The organism is Propionibacterium sp. oral taxon 192 str. F0372 (assembly GCF_000413315.1).
Taxonomy (GTDB): domain Bacteria; phylum Actinomycetota; class Actinomycetes; order Propionibacteriales; family Propionibacteriaceae; genus Brooklawnia.
This window is the reverse complement of sequence record NZ_KE340297.1, coordinates 1,078,890-1,094,679: the sequence shown is the minus strand read 5'-3', so window position 1 is coordinate 1,094,679 and position 15,790 is coordinate 1,078,890. Positions and strand designations below refer to the sequence as shown.

Sequence of the window (15,790 nt, the reverse complement as noted above, 5' to 3'; positions counted from 1 at the left end):
TGAGTATTCGAGCGGATACCCCGGTGACCCCTTGGCCTCTAATGTTGTTCACGTAAGAACACGACAGCGAGAACTGCTCGCTGGAAGTACCGCAAGTGGAAGGAATCCCCAATGGCTGGAGACCAGCAGCAAGATCGGGCACAACTGCTCAAGGCCACCAACGAGCTCGGCGAGGCCGAGAACGCCATCAAGGGCGTGCAGAACACGTTCACCAGCGAGATGGAAGCCCTCGCCGGTCAGTGGGTCGGCAACGCGTCCTCCGCGTTCGCCGGCGCGGTTGGTGCGTTCAACGAGAGGTTCAACAAGACCCTCCAGGAACTGAACCAGATCACCGAGCAGCTCAAGCTGTCGACCCAGGACTACACCACGAACGAGGAAGAGCAGACTCAGTCTGTTTCGTCCATCAGCGGCCTCATCAACGGCTGACGTCGCAGTTCCACAAGCACACAACACACAGATTTCACAGGAGTAAACAATGAGTGGTGATTTCACAAGGGTTTCGGATGCGGGCATGCAGCAGGGCATTGCTGCTCTGCAGAAGGCCGCTGACAACCTCGAGAAGGAACTGAACGATCTGCAGTCCAAGCTGAAGGTCTCCCTGGCCGAGTGGGCCGGCGCCGCGACCGAGGCGTACCAGGAAGTTCAGCGTCGCTGGGACAGCCAGTACATGGAGATGCAGAACATCGTGAGTCAGATGAGGACGAGCCTGACCCAGATCACTGACAACTACGCTTCCAACGAGAAGAAGGTTCAGGGCCGCTGGGGCTGATACTCACGGCGTGTCATGCCTTGAGAGTCATGAAGAATGGGGTCCACTTCGGTGGGCCCCATTCTTCATGCCCTGGTGAGTGCCGATCCTGGGTAGGACCAATGTGATCTTGCCTCAATGATGGCGGATCATCCGGTGCGGTCTTGTTGCTCGTAGCCCCAATCGCCGGGTAGTCGCTCGGTGGACCACTCGGTGTTTTCCCTGACGAGGGCCGCATCGAGACGCCGGAGGTATTCACCGCGATCGACCTCCATCACGCCCATGGAGGCTAGGTGGTCAGTACGCCACTGGACGTCGAGCAGGGCGGTGCCGTCGGGCCTTCCCCGCAGGTGACTGACCAGCCTCATGAGAGCAACCTTGGAAGCGTCTCTGCCGAGCAGGGGATCGTGGAACATTGATTCCCCGGCGAATAATCCCCACAGACTCACCCCGTATAGTCCACCGACCAAGCGGCCTTCGTCATCCCACGTTTCCACCGAATGAACGAAGCCTGCCTCGAAACCCTTCGTGTAGACCTGCTTGACGGCCTCATCGATCCAGCCGAGGGGCCGGTGAGGGTCGGCGCATCGTTCCAGCACCTCGGGGAAAGCCTGGTCGATGGTGGTGGTGTAGCGACGTGCGGTCTTCCGCAGGCTCCGGGCGACCCGCAGGCAGTCCAGTGGGAGGACGCCGCGGCGCAGCGGCGACCACCACCCGGTAGTGGCCTCGGTCTCGTCGGAATTCAGCGGCATCGGGAAGGCACCCGAGCAGTAGGCAGCCAACGTCAGGTCGAGGGTGAACTCCGTTCCTATCGCTATCAGGTCCTGGTGAGGCCATGAGCTGGGCGGTCCGAACAGTTCCATGAGCACGCCCCCAGTGTGCCACCCGGCCACGGCGACGCTGAGATGGATCAAGTGCCAGGGAATTGGCGTCACCCCGCCTTGCCTCTCGGGTGATGGCCGGGCAGGTGGGTGATCAGCGCTGGTGGCGCGGCACCCAGTCCTGCAGCGGGTTGCCGACGTACAGCTGGCGGGGACGATAGATCCGCTGTCCCGGGTTGTCGTTGAGTTCTCGCCAGTTGGCGATCCAGCCGGGCATGCGCCCGATGGCGAATATGACGGTGTACATATTCAGCGGGATGCCGATGGCTCGCAGGATGATCCCAGAGTAGAAGTCAACATTCGGGTAGAGCTTGCGTTCCACGAAGTAGTCGTCCTGGCGCGCGGCCTCAGACAGCTCGTGGGCCAGGTCGAGCAGCGGGTCGTGGATCTCCATTGATGACAGCAGTCGTTCGGCGGCCTCCCGCAGCACCTTGGCACGGGGGTCGAAGTTCTTGTAGACCCGGTGCCCGAAGCCCATCAGCTTGACCGGTGAGGTGCGGTCCTTCACCTCACTGAGGAATTGCCGCGGAGTGATTCCCTCGCGCTGGATGCGCTGCAACATCTGCACTACTTCGGCATTCGCCCCACCGTGCCGGGCCCCCCACAGGGCCGACACACCTGAGGCGCAGGCCGCGTAGAGATTGGCCTGACCGGATGCGACGATGCGTACCGTCGAGGTGGAGCAGTTCTGCTCATGGTCGGCGTGCAGAACGAAGAACATGTTGAGAGCATGGCTCACCTCGGGGCTGGCCTCGTAGTTCTGGTAGGGCACCGAGAACATCATGTGGAGGAAGTTGTCCACGTATTTCAGGTCATGGCGCGGGTAGATGATTGGGTCCCCGATCGACGACTTATAGGAGGCCGCTGCGATGGTGCGCACCTTGGACATCAGCCGCGCCGCGTAGCGTTCCAGGTTCTGTTCGTCGCCCGGGTCGATGCGTGGGCGTTCATGGGTGGACAGGGCGTTGATCATCGCCGACAGGATCGCCATCGGATGGGAGTTGGTGGGGAAGGCGTCGAAGTGCTTCATCATCGACTCATGCAGGGCCGACGAGCGGGTCAGCTGCTCGGAGAAGCGTTCGCGTTCCTCGTGGTCGGGTAGATGCCCGAAAATCACCAGGAATGCGGTCTCAACGAAGCTGGAGCGTTCGGCAAGTACCTCGATGGGGTACCCGCGGTAGCGAAGAATCCCTTGGTCGCCGTCGATGAAAGTGATCTCGGAGCGGCAGGAGCCGGTGTTGGCGTAGCCGTCGTCGAGGGTGATCAGCCCGGTCTCGGCCCTGAGCTTCGAGATGTCGAGTGCCCGCTCGCCCTCGGTGCCGGTGACGATCGGCAACTCGTAGCACTTTCCATCGATCTCAATCTTTGCTGTGTCGGCCATCGTGGTCCTTCCCTGGAACGCGTACCCCCATGGTCTCGGGTGATCCTGATCCGGATCAGCAGATTCATGATACGGGCGCGTGCACCCGATAAGTTTGGGTGCATCGAATCCGTTGGAGGTCCCATGCCCGAGAGCCCTGATTTCAGCAAGTCGATCATTGCAGCAGCACCCAGCAGCGCGCCAGACATGGCGGGCCGGATGCTTCGCCAACTCGTCGATCTCGGTATCGACGGCAACTCGGTGCTGCCCAGTTCTCGGGCTAGCGCGGGCCGGGCCCTGGAGCATCACCGGGAGGTCGAAGCGGCTCTTGATGCCTTGGTGACCACCCATCTTGCCTGGTCGGGCACCCAGGGTTTCGTGACGAACATCGGTGGGTTCGCGACGATGCTCATTGGGGCACCGGCCGGGTTCGCCGGTCTGGCGATTCTCCATGCCCGGTTGGTCGGGTGCGTGGCCCACCTGCGCGGCTACGACGTCGACGAGACCCGGATCCGGCACGCGGTGTTGATGACCCTGCTGGGGCAGCGGATCGTTGACGATCTGGTGGCCAAGGGACAGCTTCCGGGTTCGCCACTGGTTCTGGCGACCGCCCCGGGGCTCGACGAGGCCCTGGGGCAGCAGATTGCCGAACGCGTGATGACCGCGATGCTCACCGCTTCGGGGGGTAAGGCGGCCCTCGGGCTGGTGGCCCGGCGCATCCCGGTGATCGGTGCCGGGGTGGGGGCGATCACCGACACCTGGAACACCATGGCCATCGCCCGGTATGCCCGGGAACAGTTCGTGTCCAGGAGGCCACGGCTGACTCCCGGTGGTTGAGCTGGAGGAAGAACCACCCAGGTCATCTCGAAGCTGCGGTAGCGCTGGCCGAGGCCACGGAGAAATTACAGATGGCTTGCATCGACTCGTACAACACCGTCGTCTCACTGCTCGACGGCCTTGGCGTCGAGCTGGCTGCAACAGTGGACAAGTTGTGCCGAGCCGCGATCCAGGTGCTCGACAAGCGACCCATCCACAGCTCCCCCGACCGGGTCACCCTGCCCGAGGACATGAAACCGATCAGCGAACGACTACCCGGCGCGCAGGAAAACCCCAACAATAAGGATGACTTCCCAGACATAACCGCGCCGGGGACCGTGTATGTGCGTACCAACCCAGCCACCGGAGAAATCCTGCAATACGCTACCTACGGCGACGACGGCTACATTACCAAACGTGTGGACCTTCAAGGAGCAGCCCACTACGACAAGCTCTCAGGACGAGAGATACCTACCCCGCACGTGGTTTACTACCAAAAGAACACGAATTCAAGAACGAACGAGGTGTATATCAAGAAAGATAGTTCGACAGTTCGGGAAGCCTATCCAGAGGAGATTCCATGACAAAGAACACCGACCCTGAATGGGATGCGCGAGTCGCTCTCTCCTACGAACGAGAAGCACGGATCCCCATCCTTCGTGACACCCCAGGTGATGAAGCCCGGGACGAGCTACTGGCAATGCTCGACGACATCGATATGATGGTCGTCGAAAGAGCTGCTACCATCTTAGCTGCTCGGGACGTGGATTCACTAGACTCCCTGATGGAGATCTGGGATAATACCAACGACGGCACCATGAGGTCCGGATTCATGCGCAACGGCATTACCCAGCTCGGCATCGACGGCGCCCCACTCCGCGAAATCCTGGACAACAGAATGAAGAACGGGCGCCCCGCCGTCCAACGCGCAGCAAAATCCCTCATGCAAGTATACGGTTACCTGCCATACGATACGCCAACGACACAATCAAAACCATCACGCCCATCATCTCCATCGCCCCAAAATCCCTCATGAACACGGATGGCAGATGACCATCACCTCTAAAGAAATGCGCAGATCAGCATTTTTAAATAGTGAATCACCCAGTGGGTCTCTGGCGATGTGAGAAAAACAAGCAGGACACCCGACCACCCCTAGGAGACAACACATGATCGCAGAATCCTCCGACCGCACCGTCGCCATTGAGGTCACCGACGGCAGGGTCATCGACGTGGAGATCGACCGGGTCACCTACAATCTGCCTGATGACAAACTCTGCGACGTCATCGCAGAAGTGATGCAAGCCCTCATTGACGATATCTTGCGCCCACGACACGACATGGACACGATGATCGCGGACTATCAGCAGGCAACTGCCGAAGCCATGGAACGACTAGGTGCCATGTTCGCCGACCGCGACCGCACTTTGTCTAGAATGCGTGAGATCACCGACGAATTCGTCGCGCACTCTCGTCGCATTGATGACCGCACCAATAATCGGTGATCATGGCGAATGACGAAAACGATCGCTGACGGGTGCCGAACCGATCAGGAACGCTCACCTACCGTGGCGACGACGATGGCCTTGATGGTGTGCATCCGGTTCTCGGCCTCAGTGAAGATGACCTCGGCATTCTGTTCGAAGACCTCGTGGGTGATCTCCAAGGCGTCCATCCCAGTGAGCTCGTAGACCTGGCGACCGACCTCGGTGCCTAGGTCGTGGAAGGCAGGCAGACAGTGCATCGCCAGTGAGTGGGCCTTGCCGGTGCGGGCCATGAGGTCCGCGTTCACCTGATAGCCGCGCAAAGCCGCTATCCGCTCCGCCCACACTTCCTTGGGCTCCCCCATCGACACCCACACATCGGTCGCGACGACGTCGACCCCCTCGACTGCATCGATCTCGTCGGTGATGGTGATTCGTGCCCCGGTATCGGCGGCCAATTTCTCGGCGGATTCCCGCACCTCGGCGCAGGGCTGGAAAGCCTCGGGGGCGATGATGCGCACGTCCATGCCCATCAATGCCGAGGCGACCAGCCAAGAATTGCCCATGTTGTAGCGGGCATCGCCGATATAGGCGACGGCGGTTTCATGGAGGGGATGATCAACAAATTCCCTGATGGTGAGTTGATCGGAGAGCATCTGGGTGGGGTGCCACTCGTTGGTGAGCCCGTTCCACACCGGCACCCCGGCGTATTCGGCGAGTTCCTCGACGCGTGACTGCTCGAAACCCCGGTACTCAATGCCATCGAACATCCGACCCAGCACCCGGGCGGTGTCGGGCATGGATTCCTTGTGCCCGATCTGGGATGCAATCGGATCCAGGAAAGTTGTGTGCCCACCCTGGTCATGGACGGCCACCTCGAAGGCACACCGGGTGCGGGTGGAGGTCTTCTCGAAAATGAGGGCGATGTTGCGGCCCACGAGACGTCGCTGTTCCCTGCCCTGTTTCTTGGCGGCCTTGAGCTCGGCGGCAAGGTCCAGCATCTGGGTCCACTCGCCGCAGGTGAAGTCGAGTTCCTTGAGGAAATTGCGTCCGTACAGGTCAGCCATGAACGAAGTCTACGGGGCACTGTCGATCCATCTCCGGCTGCCCACTCAACGGTCACTCGATGGGCAACCCAGTTGCCATCGGCTTACGAGCCCCCTGCGGAACCCATCACCATCACCCGACCCTGATCAGTTCGTTGATCGCCTCGGCTGGAACCATCGCCATGGCCGCGATCGGCAGCCATCTGAGCGCGCTGCTCATCGGGGTCGTGGTGGCCGTAGCATTGATTACCCAGAACCCTGAGTTTCCATGAAGATGCGCGAAACGTTCCATACGAGTATGTTTTGAAACTCGATCCGGTCGGGGAAGCGGCGCTCGCACAGGGCCCAACGAAGCAGCCCACCTCTACCTGATCAACCCCCGGGTGGCGTCGCGTTCAGTCCCCGAAACCACGCGTCGCCACTCACCCGGGGCCTCACCGGTCGAGCCAGACAATCGACCCAACCCTTGCACCTGGTGCGGGACCGCTATCCCGCACTCTCCTGCACATCCCGGCTACGAATCGGAACTTCGCTTGCCGGCCATCGGCTCCTAAAATCGAGAAACGCACGAGCATTCCGATACAGGAGGTCCACCATGCGTGGAGTCATCATGCACGCCCCCAAAGATGTCCGGGTCGACGACGTTCCCACCCCGGGCATCGTCGAGCCCACCGATGCAATCATCAAACTGTCGGCCGCATGTATCTGCGGCTCCGACCTGTGGCCCTATCGCGGCCAGGAGCCCACCAACAATGCCCCTATGGGCCACGAGTATGTCGGCGTGGTAACCGAGGTCGGTTCTGAGGTCACCACCGTCGCTCCCGGCGACCTGGTGATCGGTTCTTTTTGCCTGTCCTGCGGGAAATGCGAGATCTGCCGCTCCGGCTATCCCTCGCGCTGCATCAATGGCGGATTCATCAGCGGCACCCAGGCCGAAATGGCCCGGGTGCCGCTAGCCGACGGAACCTTGGTGAAGGCTTCCTCGGCTACTCCGCTTACCCCGCAGAAGCTGCGCTCCTACCTGGCTGCTTCCGACGTGCTGGGCACCGGATGGTTCGGTGCCGTGGCTGCCGAAACCGGGCCCGGGAAAACGGTGGTGGTTGTCGGTGATGGAGCCGTCGGCCTGATGGCCGTGCTCGCCGCAAAACAATTGGGAGCCGAACGGATCATCGCTATGAGCCGCCACGCCGATCGTCAACAGTTGGCCCGCGAGTTCGGTGCCACCGATATCGTCGCCGAGCGGGGCGATGAGGGCGTGGCAAAGGTGAAGGAACTCACCGGCGGGCTAGGCGCGCACTCGGTCGTCGAGGCGGTGGGCACTCACGCCTCAATGCAGCAGGCCATCAGCTGCTGCCGTCCTGGGGGCCACGTCGGTTTCGTCGGTGTCTCCCATGACCAGACCCTCGACGGACTCCAGCTATTCTTCAGCCAGATCCATCTGCACGGCGGCCCGGCCCCGGTGCGTCGTTTCCTGCCCGATCTCATCAAGCTCATCGACGACGAGGTGATCGACCCGGGCAAGGTCTTCACCCTGACCCTGCCCCTCGAAGAAGCCGCCCGCGGCTACGAGGCGATGGACAAGCGGGAAGCCATCAAGGTTTTCCTGGAGGTCTGAGATGACGAAATGGGCGTCTCGGTCGCCTGAATCTCGCGTGGCCGAGACGCCCATTGTTTCGTCCACTACTCGTACGCTGCGGTGGAAAATCACGTCTACGCGTCGCGGTTTTTGAGAAGATCGCACGCCGTCCAGATGAGATCGATGATGTAGACAGTAGCCCAGACACGGAGCACGACGGAGGCCGTGGTGACGATGCCACCAGTGAAGAACTGGTGTATAACCCATGTGATGACTGCCGCTGCAGCGAATAATCCACTGTGCCAAGCGAAATCGATGAGAATCTCACGGCGAGATGTGAGGCTCGTCCGCCTGTTCGAGCGGGTGTCAGAGGCAGACGCTGACTCCTCTGTCCCAAGATCGCCTTGTTCCGGGGCGGGTGCAGGTGCCAGATCCTCGTCACATTCCGGTGTCGGCGCAGGGTAGTCGGCAACCTCAAGACGCCTGACTGCTGCCGGAACCAGCACCGCGCCCAATGCGATGATCACCGCACAGACGCTGCAGGCGAGGAGCCAACTTCCCGACTCGTAGAGCAATCCCGCGGCAAGCGAACCGATGACCGCTCCGGCAAGGCAGGCCCCCTCGTACAGGCTCAGTCCTCGGCCAAGGTGCATACTTCCCGTCGCCTCAGCGATCACGGACTGCTGCACGGGGATGACAATGGACCAAGCAACCGCGGAGAGCACCCATAGTGCGGCGATCCACCAGGGAGTTGGCGCGAGCGCGAGGCCCGCTGCGAAAAGCGCGCTCGACACCGAGCCCAGCATGAGCATTCTGCGACGGCCAAACCGCAGGACCAACCGATGCAGGTAGGGCGGGAGAATGCTCAGCGCGATCGCACCCGGTAGGAACACGTACGCAATCTGGACGACATCGAGATGGAACCCGCGCTGCAGGTGCAGCATCAGCAGCAGGCTGACAGATGCCTCCGCGGTCATTGTCGTCATCACGGCCACGAGCATCGGCCGGAGCTTGGTACCGATTCCTCGCAATCCTTGCAACGGCGTGCTCGGCAACTCCGCGCAGTCTAGCCCCGCATCGTTCGCACGGGTGCGATGACCTCGTTCACTGAGCAGACCCCAGACGGCGAGAAGGCAGCACGCGGCTGCGCCCGCAAATACCCAGCGGTATCCGGTGATGGAAAGAAGGATGATCGCTGGGACTACGATCAGCCAGCCACCGGTCTCCTCGGCTGCGACCAGCTTCGCGAACACACTCGAATCCTCCGAGAGTCGTTCGCCGATGCTCGCCCGGATTGCCACCCACAAGAACGCCTCGGCTGCACCGGTGACGACTGCGGCGATCAACGCCAGCGGCAATCCGGTGGACAGGGCATAGAGCCCGCAACCCACCGCGAATGCACCTGCCCCGGCACCGGCGACGGTCGAACGATCCACTCGGTCGACAACCATCCCAGCAAGCGGTCGGATGAGCAAAGCTGCCACCTGGTCCGCTGCGATGAGAATCCCTGTCTGTCCCGGGCTCAAACCGAGTACCGCCCCGGCGAACAAGGGAAGGGCGAAGTCGATGACCTGTCCCACTCCGCTGGTGAGAGTCGCACTGTCCAGTATTCGGCGCTCATGACGCAACGCGGCACTGCTGTTGGGTGGCATTAGATCCTCACTTTGGTAATACGATCGAGTTAACAAAACTCATGCTAACACATTTGTGCTAGCATGAGTTGGTGCCCAAGCTCATCGATCACGACAAACGCCGGGAAGAAATCGCAGAGGCGACGTGGCGAGTGATCCACACCGAGGGCATCAGTGGCGTTTCCATCCGTACCGTCGCCACAGAAGCCGGGATCTCCACCGGTTCGATCAGGCACGTCTTCCCCAGCAAGACCGAGCTGCTCGTGCACGCCACAGAGCTGGTGGGGCAGCGAGCGGGGCTCCGCATCCAACGTCATCTTGATGAGCCCGACCCGCGAAAGCTCGCTCTGGCCGTCGTCGAGGAGCTTCTTCCTCTTGATGCTGAGCGCCGGGCGGAGATGGAGGTCACCGTTGCACTCATCGCCGAAGCACCGGGGAACGACCGCATCCGGGAGGTTCTGGATGAGAGCTACAAGACCGTTCGGGAGGTATGCCGACTTCTGGTTGCCCGGCTGCATTGTGCGGGGCTCACTACCCCGGGGTTCGACATAGAGGCAGCGACAACGGCACTACACGGGCTGGTGGACGGACTCGCCATCCACCTACTCATCAACCCTGGCCCTGACTTCAAAAAACAGGCCCTGCACATGATAGAGGTCTTCCTTGACCATTCATGTGGTGGTTGACGTGAGGCGACTGGTGTGGTGGGTGCGATGATTCGCTACGATCACGCCGTATCTACGCAGCGACGGTGACCCTGGTCGAGGGGGCCTTCCTTGTCAGGGCCTGACGCCATTGCGGAAGCTGGCCAGCAGGTTCCGGGAGAGCCGGTCGTGTTCGCGGGCAAGAAGTTCGCGCTCCCCAAAAACGACGGTCGGCGGCTGGTGGGCTTTGCGAGCCTGCCTATAGGCGGTCATGACGGCCCTGTCGATCTCGCGAGAGCTCAGGTCGGTGTCCAGCCAGTCCGGGTCGAAATTCGCCGCGACGGGTTGACCGAAAATACCCAAGACAATCACGACGCCGTTCTGGCAGGCAGAACCCGTGGATTGGGCCCCAACCCACCGAGTGGGCGGCACGTCGCCGAGCTCGTCGATGGCGGCCTGAATGCGATCACGTTCTTTGGTCATCTGGGCGAACACGTGCCATCCGACCGGCCCCTGGAAAGGCTCGACGGGCAGCGGATCTGGTTCCGGCAGAGGGTACCGATCGGTAAGATACGTGGCATTGATCAACATAAACGCCGCCGCGAAAGCCTGATCAAGGCTGTATTTCTCGGTTTTCTTGCGCCAGTTGAGCGAAAGACGCACCTTGCGCACCGTCAGGTCGGGATCAGCCCAGACCCGGATCACCCTCTCGGGATCGGGGAACCCCAGTTCGGGAGACCATGCCGAAGTGAAGCTCTTCTCGTCGTCGGCTGTCACCGAATCCTGCTGAGCAGGCCTACCACCGATGCCCGCCGCAGTGGGGGCATGCGCTTCTTCGTCATCGTACATAGGTTCTTCTTGCGGGCTGTCGTACCGGGGTGGTGCGAGGATGTCGTCGGTTATGTGGTGTGGCCATTCGAGACGTTGTTTGGGAGTGGACGGGTTGTTCATCGTATTACACCTCAACTCCTCAGCAAAAATGACTCATTTGGGGGCAATGACACCACCAGGATGCTGAGCAAGCCCAAGCCTGGCAGTCGACAACTCCCAATACAGATTCACACCATCATTACTCGCAAAATGAAGATACGAACCATCAGGAAACACATCACGAGTCACATCCAAACCCGTCTGTGCCTTAATCTGCCCAGCAACCTCCAACGCAAACCCCGGATCATAATCCGACAACAAAAACGACGGCGGCAACTCAGTCTCCGGAGTCATATTCGGATTAGAATCACACCCCACATCCACCGGAGGCCCCGAAGAAATCGTCACAACCGTCGTTTTACACGGCTCACCCCAAATATCAGTAGCCCACATCCCATCCGCCTGCTGACCAATCGATATTGTACTCAACCACACCGTCCAACTCGTCAACGCCCCACCCTGCGGCAACACCTTCGGCAACACCCGAGCCAACGCAGCAACCTGCTCCGGATCAAAAGGATCCGGAAAATCCGGAACCCCCACACCATCCACCGTCCCACTATCCTCAAAAGGACGCTCGCTAATATCATCCTTATTTTTACAAGTAGTCGTGAGCGCATGATAACCCGCAGGAGTAATCATGTCATACACCGCAGGGTTCTCACACCGACCCCCATCAAGAACCTCACGATACCGAGCAATCAACCCCGACACATCAAACTGCGACAACGACGCCGCCCCCCGCACACGAACACCCCCCTGATCGGTCACCTCATAAAGCTTCAAATCACCAAGTTCCAAGCTCAATTTCTGCAATTTACCCTGATAAGACGTCATCACAACAAGATGATCTACAAAAATGCTCATCTGAAGCACCTGAGCATCACGAGAAATCCCCGACTGACGAATAATCTCCTCTAACTGATCCTCCAACTCCACCCCCGGCCCATACCGACGATGACACCCCGACACCACCAACACCAACACCAACACCACCGACACCACACGAACCACCACAACAACTCCTCCCACTCATATAACGTCACACAACAAGCCCGACCAGCAACTCGGGCTCACCAGCCCGGCTTGAACCTGCCATCGGGCAGGCCATCATCACCGCCGGTGGTGCACAGATCCTCAGCATCGGCATCCACATCGGTGTCGTAATCGGTGCTCGCGCCCTGCCAGCACAACGCGGCCTTGGTCGCCGCGGCCAGCTGAGTGCCGATGTCTTGCGAGGCGGCCTGCCACTCCTGGGATTCGGCGGCCACCGACTCCAGCTGGCATTTCGCCCGCTCCACGATCTCGATCATGAACCGCGTGCGCTTGTAGAACTGGTGATCCAGCAGCTGTCCCCGCGACAACTGGCTAAGCTCGTACCGGGTGCTGTCTTCATTGAACTCGACATTCCCGCTTTTTTCGACGTGCAGGTTCTGGAAATGCAGGCAATCGGCGGTGATCTGCGCGATCACCGTCTGGATCACCGACACCGCCTCCACCGACCCCTTGGTGTTGCGCACCAAATCCACCAAAACATGGGTGCGCTCGGCATTACGCATCGTGTTGTCCGCATACTGCTGCGCGGCCGCACCGCTCCACTGCGGGATCACCGACAGTTCCCGGGCCCGCTGCTCTAGATCACCTAGATCGGCGATGATGGCCTTCCACTGCTCCACCGCGCCCATATTGCCCACGATCATCCCGGCAGTCTCGACGAAGGGCACCAAAAGCCCATCCAGCTCGCCGATCACAGCCCTCGCCCTGGCCTCCAGCTGGGCGAAGGACTCCACCGATGCCGAGGCATCATGGCCGTCGGTGCAATACCATGTCCGCAGATACCCGCGCGCGATCTCCACCTCGGCCCGGTCATTGGCGATTGCGGTCTCCACATTGTCGGCCATCACCTTGTAGAGATCACGGATATCTGAATCGTTCGAGAAGCGCACCTCACCGCATGCATCGGTCATGATCGATGCCGATTTCGGGGTCTGCCTGTTCTCGGGAATGATGATCTTCATGGTTCCTCCGGTAAACGAGCTGTGAAAGCATTTTGGGTCTCGGTGTCGCCGTAGTCGGCGGAGGTCTGGCGCATCTTGGTCGAGGAATCCTGGTAGACCGATGACACCTGCCCGGTCTGGGTCTGCGCAGCCCCGGACGCCGAGGTATACGCCGCGATGGGACGCACCACCATCCCGAACTGCACCGCTGCCGCCACATCGCCGATGCGCTGCGCAATCTGCGACATGCCCGACGACATGTCATCCCACTTCGTCGAGGCGGTATCCAATTCCGCGGGCTCTACCTGGAAACCAGAACCCGCCCCGCCAGGTGGCGGCGCACCACCCGCCCCACCAGAACCAGCCGTGGGAACTGCCGGGGATGGCGCCGCGGGCACACCCGCGGCAGTCGAATCTGCCGAGCCATTCGCCCCACCAGCCGCTGGGCCTGAGGCCCCGCCCCCATCTACCGGGGACCCACCGGCTGGCGGCGACGACACCGCACCAGATCCACCGGACCCCGCGACGGCACCTGTTCCGGTGCGTGTCCATAGGCCGGTGGTCGGATCGTAAGACATTCCCGTATACGGGTTGTGGTAGACACCGGTAGACGGATCACGCACACCGAAACGCTCAATGAACCCTGGGTCTCCCGGGGACCATGGCCGACCCGTGGCGGGGTTGATGCCGAATCCCTGATCGGGGCCACCACCGGCAGCGATCGTTCCACTGGCACCGCCAGCACCGGCAGACCCCAGGCTCGCCGAGCCCGAGCCAAGGCCACCGGGAGCGGATACCCCACCACCTGCGACTCCTGGGGCCACCGGGGGCGTCATGGGTGCGCCACCAAGAGTGGTGTGCGAAACGCGGGCTGCCTGGCGCCCCGCATCCGCCGCCCCTTGTGATCCTCCCATCATCGGCGGCATCATCCCGCCTGAGGCGGGATCCTTCTTGGCCTTCCGGCCACCGTCGGCGGGATTGATGTCTTCTTCGATCAACTCCAAAGCGGCGACCACGTCATCGGTGTCGGCGCGGTAACCAGAAACCTCAGCGGTCGCCGCACGAAACAATCCCTCATCATTCAATGGGTGGCCCATACAACTGCCTCCAAAACCATCAAGGGGTGCAATTCAGGTGACCTGGGTACCAAATACCCAGTCGGCAGATCATCGTGAACAGCACGATACCCCATGGTGGATACACCGCGTCAACCGGTTTTCGTATCGCTGTTCTGAGGCAAGGCGCCCGTCCGTGGATGCTGCAGCGCGACGCATAGTCTTGAGCCCATGACAAAACTGCTGTTCGTCTGCCACGGGAACATCTGCCGCTCGACGATGGGTGAGCAGGTGGCCAGGGCATGGATCGACCGCGACGCTTTGGCGATCGACGTCGATTCCGCCGGGGTCTCTGACGAGGAGCACGGCAATCCGATCGACCCGCGAGCTGCCCGGGTGCTGCGCGAACACGGCTACCCCACCGGATCACACCGCGCCCAGCAGGTGACCGCAGCAATGATCGCCGACGCCGACCTGGTGCTCGGTTTCGAGCCACACCACGTGCAGCGGATGCGGCATCTCGCCCCAGGTGCCGACGACATCAAGCTGGTCACCGACTTCGATCCTGCGGCGGTTCCCGGATCCGGCATCGCCGATCCCTGGTACGGGGACCGCAGCGGTTTCGAGGAGACCCTGAGCGCCATTGAGGCCGCAATGCCCGGAATCCTCGCCGCCCTAGGCTGAGGAACGCATTCGACCCTGCGATATTCTTCGCCAACATTGTCTGCGCTCGTCACAGCGTAGAAAGCAGTTATGTGACGAAGTCACGTATTAGGCTGGGGCCATGAGCTTGTTCCTGGCAGGTGATGGATTCCCGGCGAGCGATCCCGCTGCTGGGGGAATTGACGCGGCCTGGGATGAATTCATCCAGTCAGCCTCCGGCACCGGACGTAAACGCGGCGTGCGCCGCCGTCGCAGGTTGGCCCGGGGCCCACAACCCACCGGACAGACCACCGGAGCCGCTGGCGGGACCACCCCTGCATCGAATATCGAGCAGGGCGACCGGCAAAGCACCGAAACGGTCGCAGAACAAGACGTGCCCCCGCCCGCCAACGACCGCATCCTGGTGATCTACACCGACGAGGCCTCGGCACGGCAGGCCGCCGAGGCGATCGGTGCCCGCAATCCACAGCTTGAGGTCATCACCGCGCCAGTCACCACCGGCGAACTCGCGCTGCCGGATTCCCCGGATCTGCTGGGCGGCGTGGTGCTGACCCCGGCCTGCGCCACGACCCTGCTCGCCGCCCTTGCTCCGCACCGGCAGATACTCTCCACACTGGTGCGCCGGGGTACGCCGCTGCTGGCCCTCGGTTCCTCCGCCGCCGTCATCGGAGCCAGCATTCCTGGCCCGGAAGGTGAACCTGTTGAGGCCCTGCGCTTGGTAGGGGTCGGGGTGAGCGTCGAACCAGTGCTTAACCACACCATCGATGCCATGACCCGCTCGAAGCTACGCACCACGGTGATCATCGATCCCGGTACCGTTTTGCGAGTGGATGCGGTGACCGGACGCACCAAGGTGCTCGGCGCAGGCCGCACCACCTGGGTCGGCCATGGCGAGGACCACTTCATCATCCACCACGAACCGACCAGCGCCCCTACGGGCGAGATCGACTGACCGGAGG

General features: G+C 61.5%; 19 protein-coding genes. 11 read left to right on the top strand and 8 right to left on the bottom strand.

Annotation, left to right across the window (positions count from 1 at the left end):
* Positions 1-111: 111 nt before the first annotated feature.
* Positions 112-426 (top strand): WXG100 family type VII secretion target, encoded by a 315-nt coding sequence (locus HMPREF1531_RS05155; RefSeq protein WP_016668861.1) that lies wholly within the window; start codon positions 112-114, stop codon positions 424-426.
* Between the two features lie 49 nt (positions 427-475).
* A complete protein-coding gene (locus tag HMPREF1531_RS05150) occupies positions 476-769 on the top strand; it encodes a WXG100 family type VII secretion target (protein WP_016668860.1) in 294 nt (97 codons plus the stop codon).
* 128 nt (positions 770-897) lie between these two features.
* Here the strand turns inward: HMPREF1531_RS05150 and aat are convergent, their stop codons facing one another.
* Complete coding sequence (gene aat / locus HMPREF1531_RS05145; RefSeq protein ID WP_016668859.1) at positions 898-1,683, bottom strand: leucyl/phenylalanyl-tRNA--protein transferase; 786 nt, start codon at positions 1,681-1,683, stop codon at positions 898-900.
* Between the two features lie 40 nt (positions 1,684-1,723).
* The gene (locus HMPREF1531_RS05140) at positions 1,724-3,010 is read right to left on the bottom strand and encodes a citrate synthase (protein WP_016668858.1); all 1,287 of its coding nucleotides are present in this window, start codon (positions 3,008-3,010) and stop codon (positions 1,724-1,726) included.
* Between the two features lie 123 nt (positions 3,011-3,133).
* On the opposite strand from HMPREF1531_RS05140, the gene HMPREF1531_RS05135 reads away from it, so the two are divergent.
* From HMPREF1531_RS05135 to HMPREF1531_RS05120, 4 genes are all read left to right on the top strand, one after another.
* A complete protein-coding gene (locus HMPREF1531_RS05135) occupies positions 3,134-3,826 on the top strand; it encodes an EcsC family protein (RefSeq protein ID WP_016668857.1) in 693 nt (230 codons plus the stop codon).
* Between the two features lie 71 nt (positions 3,827-3,897).
* Positions 3,898-4,389, top strand: coding sequence for a polymorphic toxin type 24 domain-containing protein (locus HMPREF1531_RS05130; protein WP_016668856.1), 492 nt, complete (start codon positions 3,898-3,900; stop codon positions 4,387-4,389).
* Complete coding sequence (locus HMPREF1531_RS05125) at positions 4,386-4,841, top strand: hypothetical protein (RefSeq protein ID WP_016668855.1); 456 nt, start codon at positions 4,386-4,388, stop codon at positions 4,839-4,841. The genes HMPREF1531_RS05130 and HMPREF1531_RS05125 overlap by 4 nt, the downstream gene beginning before the upstream one ends.
* Before the next feature lie 133 nt (positions 4,842-4,974).
* Entirely contained in the window at positions 4,975-5,310 is a 336-nt protein-coding gene (locus HMPREF1531_RS05120) for a hypothetical protein (RefSeq protein ID WP_016668854.1), read from the top strand.
* 44 nt (positions 5,311-5,354) lie between these two features.
* Here the strand turns inward: HMPREF1531_RS05120 and argF are convergent, their stop codons facing one another.
* Complete coding sequence (argF, locus tag HMPREF1531_RS05115) at positions 5,355-6,356, bottom strand: ornithine carbamoyltransferase (RefSeq protein ID WP_016668853.1); 1,002 nt, start codon at positions 6,354-6,356, stop codon at positions 5,355-5,357.
* Between the two features lie 59 nt (positions 6,357-6,415).
* On the opposite strand from argF, the gene HMPREF1531_RS05110 reads away from it, so the two are divergent.
* Together HMPREF1531_RS05110 and HMPREF1531_RS05105 are read left to right on the top strand one after the other, a co-directional pair.
* Positions 6,416-6,607, top strand: coding sequence for a hypothetical protein (locus HMPREF1531_RS05110; RefSeq protein ID WP_016668852.1), 192 nt, complete (start codon positions 6,416-6,418; stop codon positions 6,605-6,607).
* Between the two features lie 323 nt (positions 6,608-6,930).
* Positions 6,931-7,950: a zinc-dependent alcohol dehydrogenase family protein gene (locus HMPREF1531_RS05105; RefSeq protein WP_016668851.1), complete on the top strand. Its 1,020-nt coding sequence runs from the start codon at positions 6,931-6,933 to the stop codon at positions 7,948-7,950.
* Between the two features lie 95 nt (positions 7,951-8,045).
* Here the strand turns inward: HMPREF1531_RS05105 and HMPREF1531_RS05100 are convergent, their stop codons facing one another.
* A complete protein-coding gene (locus HMPREF1531_RS05100; protein ID WP_016668850.1) occupies positions 8,046-9,563 on the bottom strand; it encodes an MFS transporter in 1,518 nt (505 codons plus the stop codon).
* 71 nt (positions 9,564-9,634) lie between these two features.
* Between HMPREF1531_RS05100 and HMPREF1531_RS05095 the strand changes: the two genes are divergently transcribed.
* Positions 9,635-10,228 (top strand): TetR/AcrR family transcriptional regulator, encoded by a 594-nt coding sequence (locus HMPREF1531_RS05095; RefSeq protein WP_016668849.1) that lies wholly within the window; start codon positions 9,635-9,637, stop codon positions 10,226-10,228.
* 93 nt (positions 10,229-10,321) lie between these two features.
* Here the strand turns inward: HMPREF1531_RS05095 and HMPREF1531_RS05090 are convergent, their stop codons facing one another.
* Genes HMPREF1531_RS05090 through HMPREF1531_RS05075 form a run of 4 tightly spaced genes read right to left on the bottom strand, consistent with a single transcriptional unit; the run spans position 10,322 to position 14,210 of the window.
* Positions 10,322-11,137: a hypothetical protein gene (locus tag HMPREF1531_RS05090; protein ID WP_016668848.1), complete on the bottom strand. Its 816-nt coding sequence runs from the start codon at positions 11,135-11,137 to the stop codon at positions 10,322-10,324.
* 33 nt (positions 11,138-11,170) lie between these two features.
* Positions 11,171-12,133 carry a hypothetical protein gene (locus HMPREF1531_RS05085; protein WP_016668847.1) on the bottom strand — a complete coding sequence of 321 codons (963 nt, stop codon included), beginning with the start codon at positions 12,131-12,133 and terminating at the stop codon, positions 11,171-11,173.
* A gap of 56 nt (positions 12,134-12,189) precedes the next feature.
* Positions 12,190-13,134 carry a hypothetical protein gene (locus HMPREF1531_RS05080; RefSeq protein WP_016668846.1) on the bottom strand — a complete coding sequence of 315 codons (945 nt, stop codon included), beginning with the start codon at positions 13,132-13,134 and terminating at the stop codon, positions 12,190-12,192.
* Positions 13,131-14,210 carry a hypothetical protein gene (locus tag HMPREF1531_RS05075; protein WP_016668845.1) on the bottom strand — a complete coding sequence of 360 codons (1,080 nt, stop codon included), beginning with the start codon at positions 14,208-14,210 and terminating at the stop codon, positions 13,131-13,133. Before HMPREF1531_RS05075 ends, HMPREF1531_RS05080 begins: the two co-directional genes overlap by 4 nt.
* A gap of 189 nt (positions 14,211-14,399) precedes the next feature.
* On the opposite strand from HMPREF1531_RS05075, the gene HMPREF1531_RS05070 reads away from it, so the two are divergent.
* Together HMPREF1531_RS05070 and HMPREF1531_RS12855 are read left to right on the top strand one after the other, a co-directional pair.
* Entirely contained in the window at positions 14,400-14,852 is a 453-nt protein-coding gene (locus HMPREF1531_RS05070) for a low molecular weight protein-tyrosine-phosphatase (RefSeq protein WP_016668844.1), read from the top strand.
* A 100-nt stretch (positions 14,853-14,952) separates the two neighbouring features.
* Complete coding sequence (locus HMPREF1531_RS12855) at positions 14,953-15,783, top strand: hypothetical protein (protein WP_016668843.1); 831 nt, start codon at positions 14,953-14,955, stop codon at positions 15,781-15,783.
* Positions 15,784-15,790: the final 7 nt, after the last annotated feature.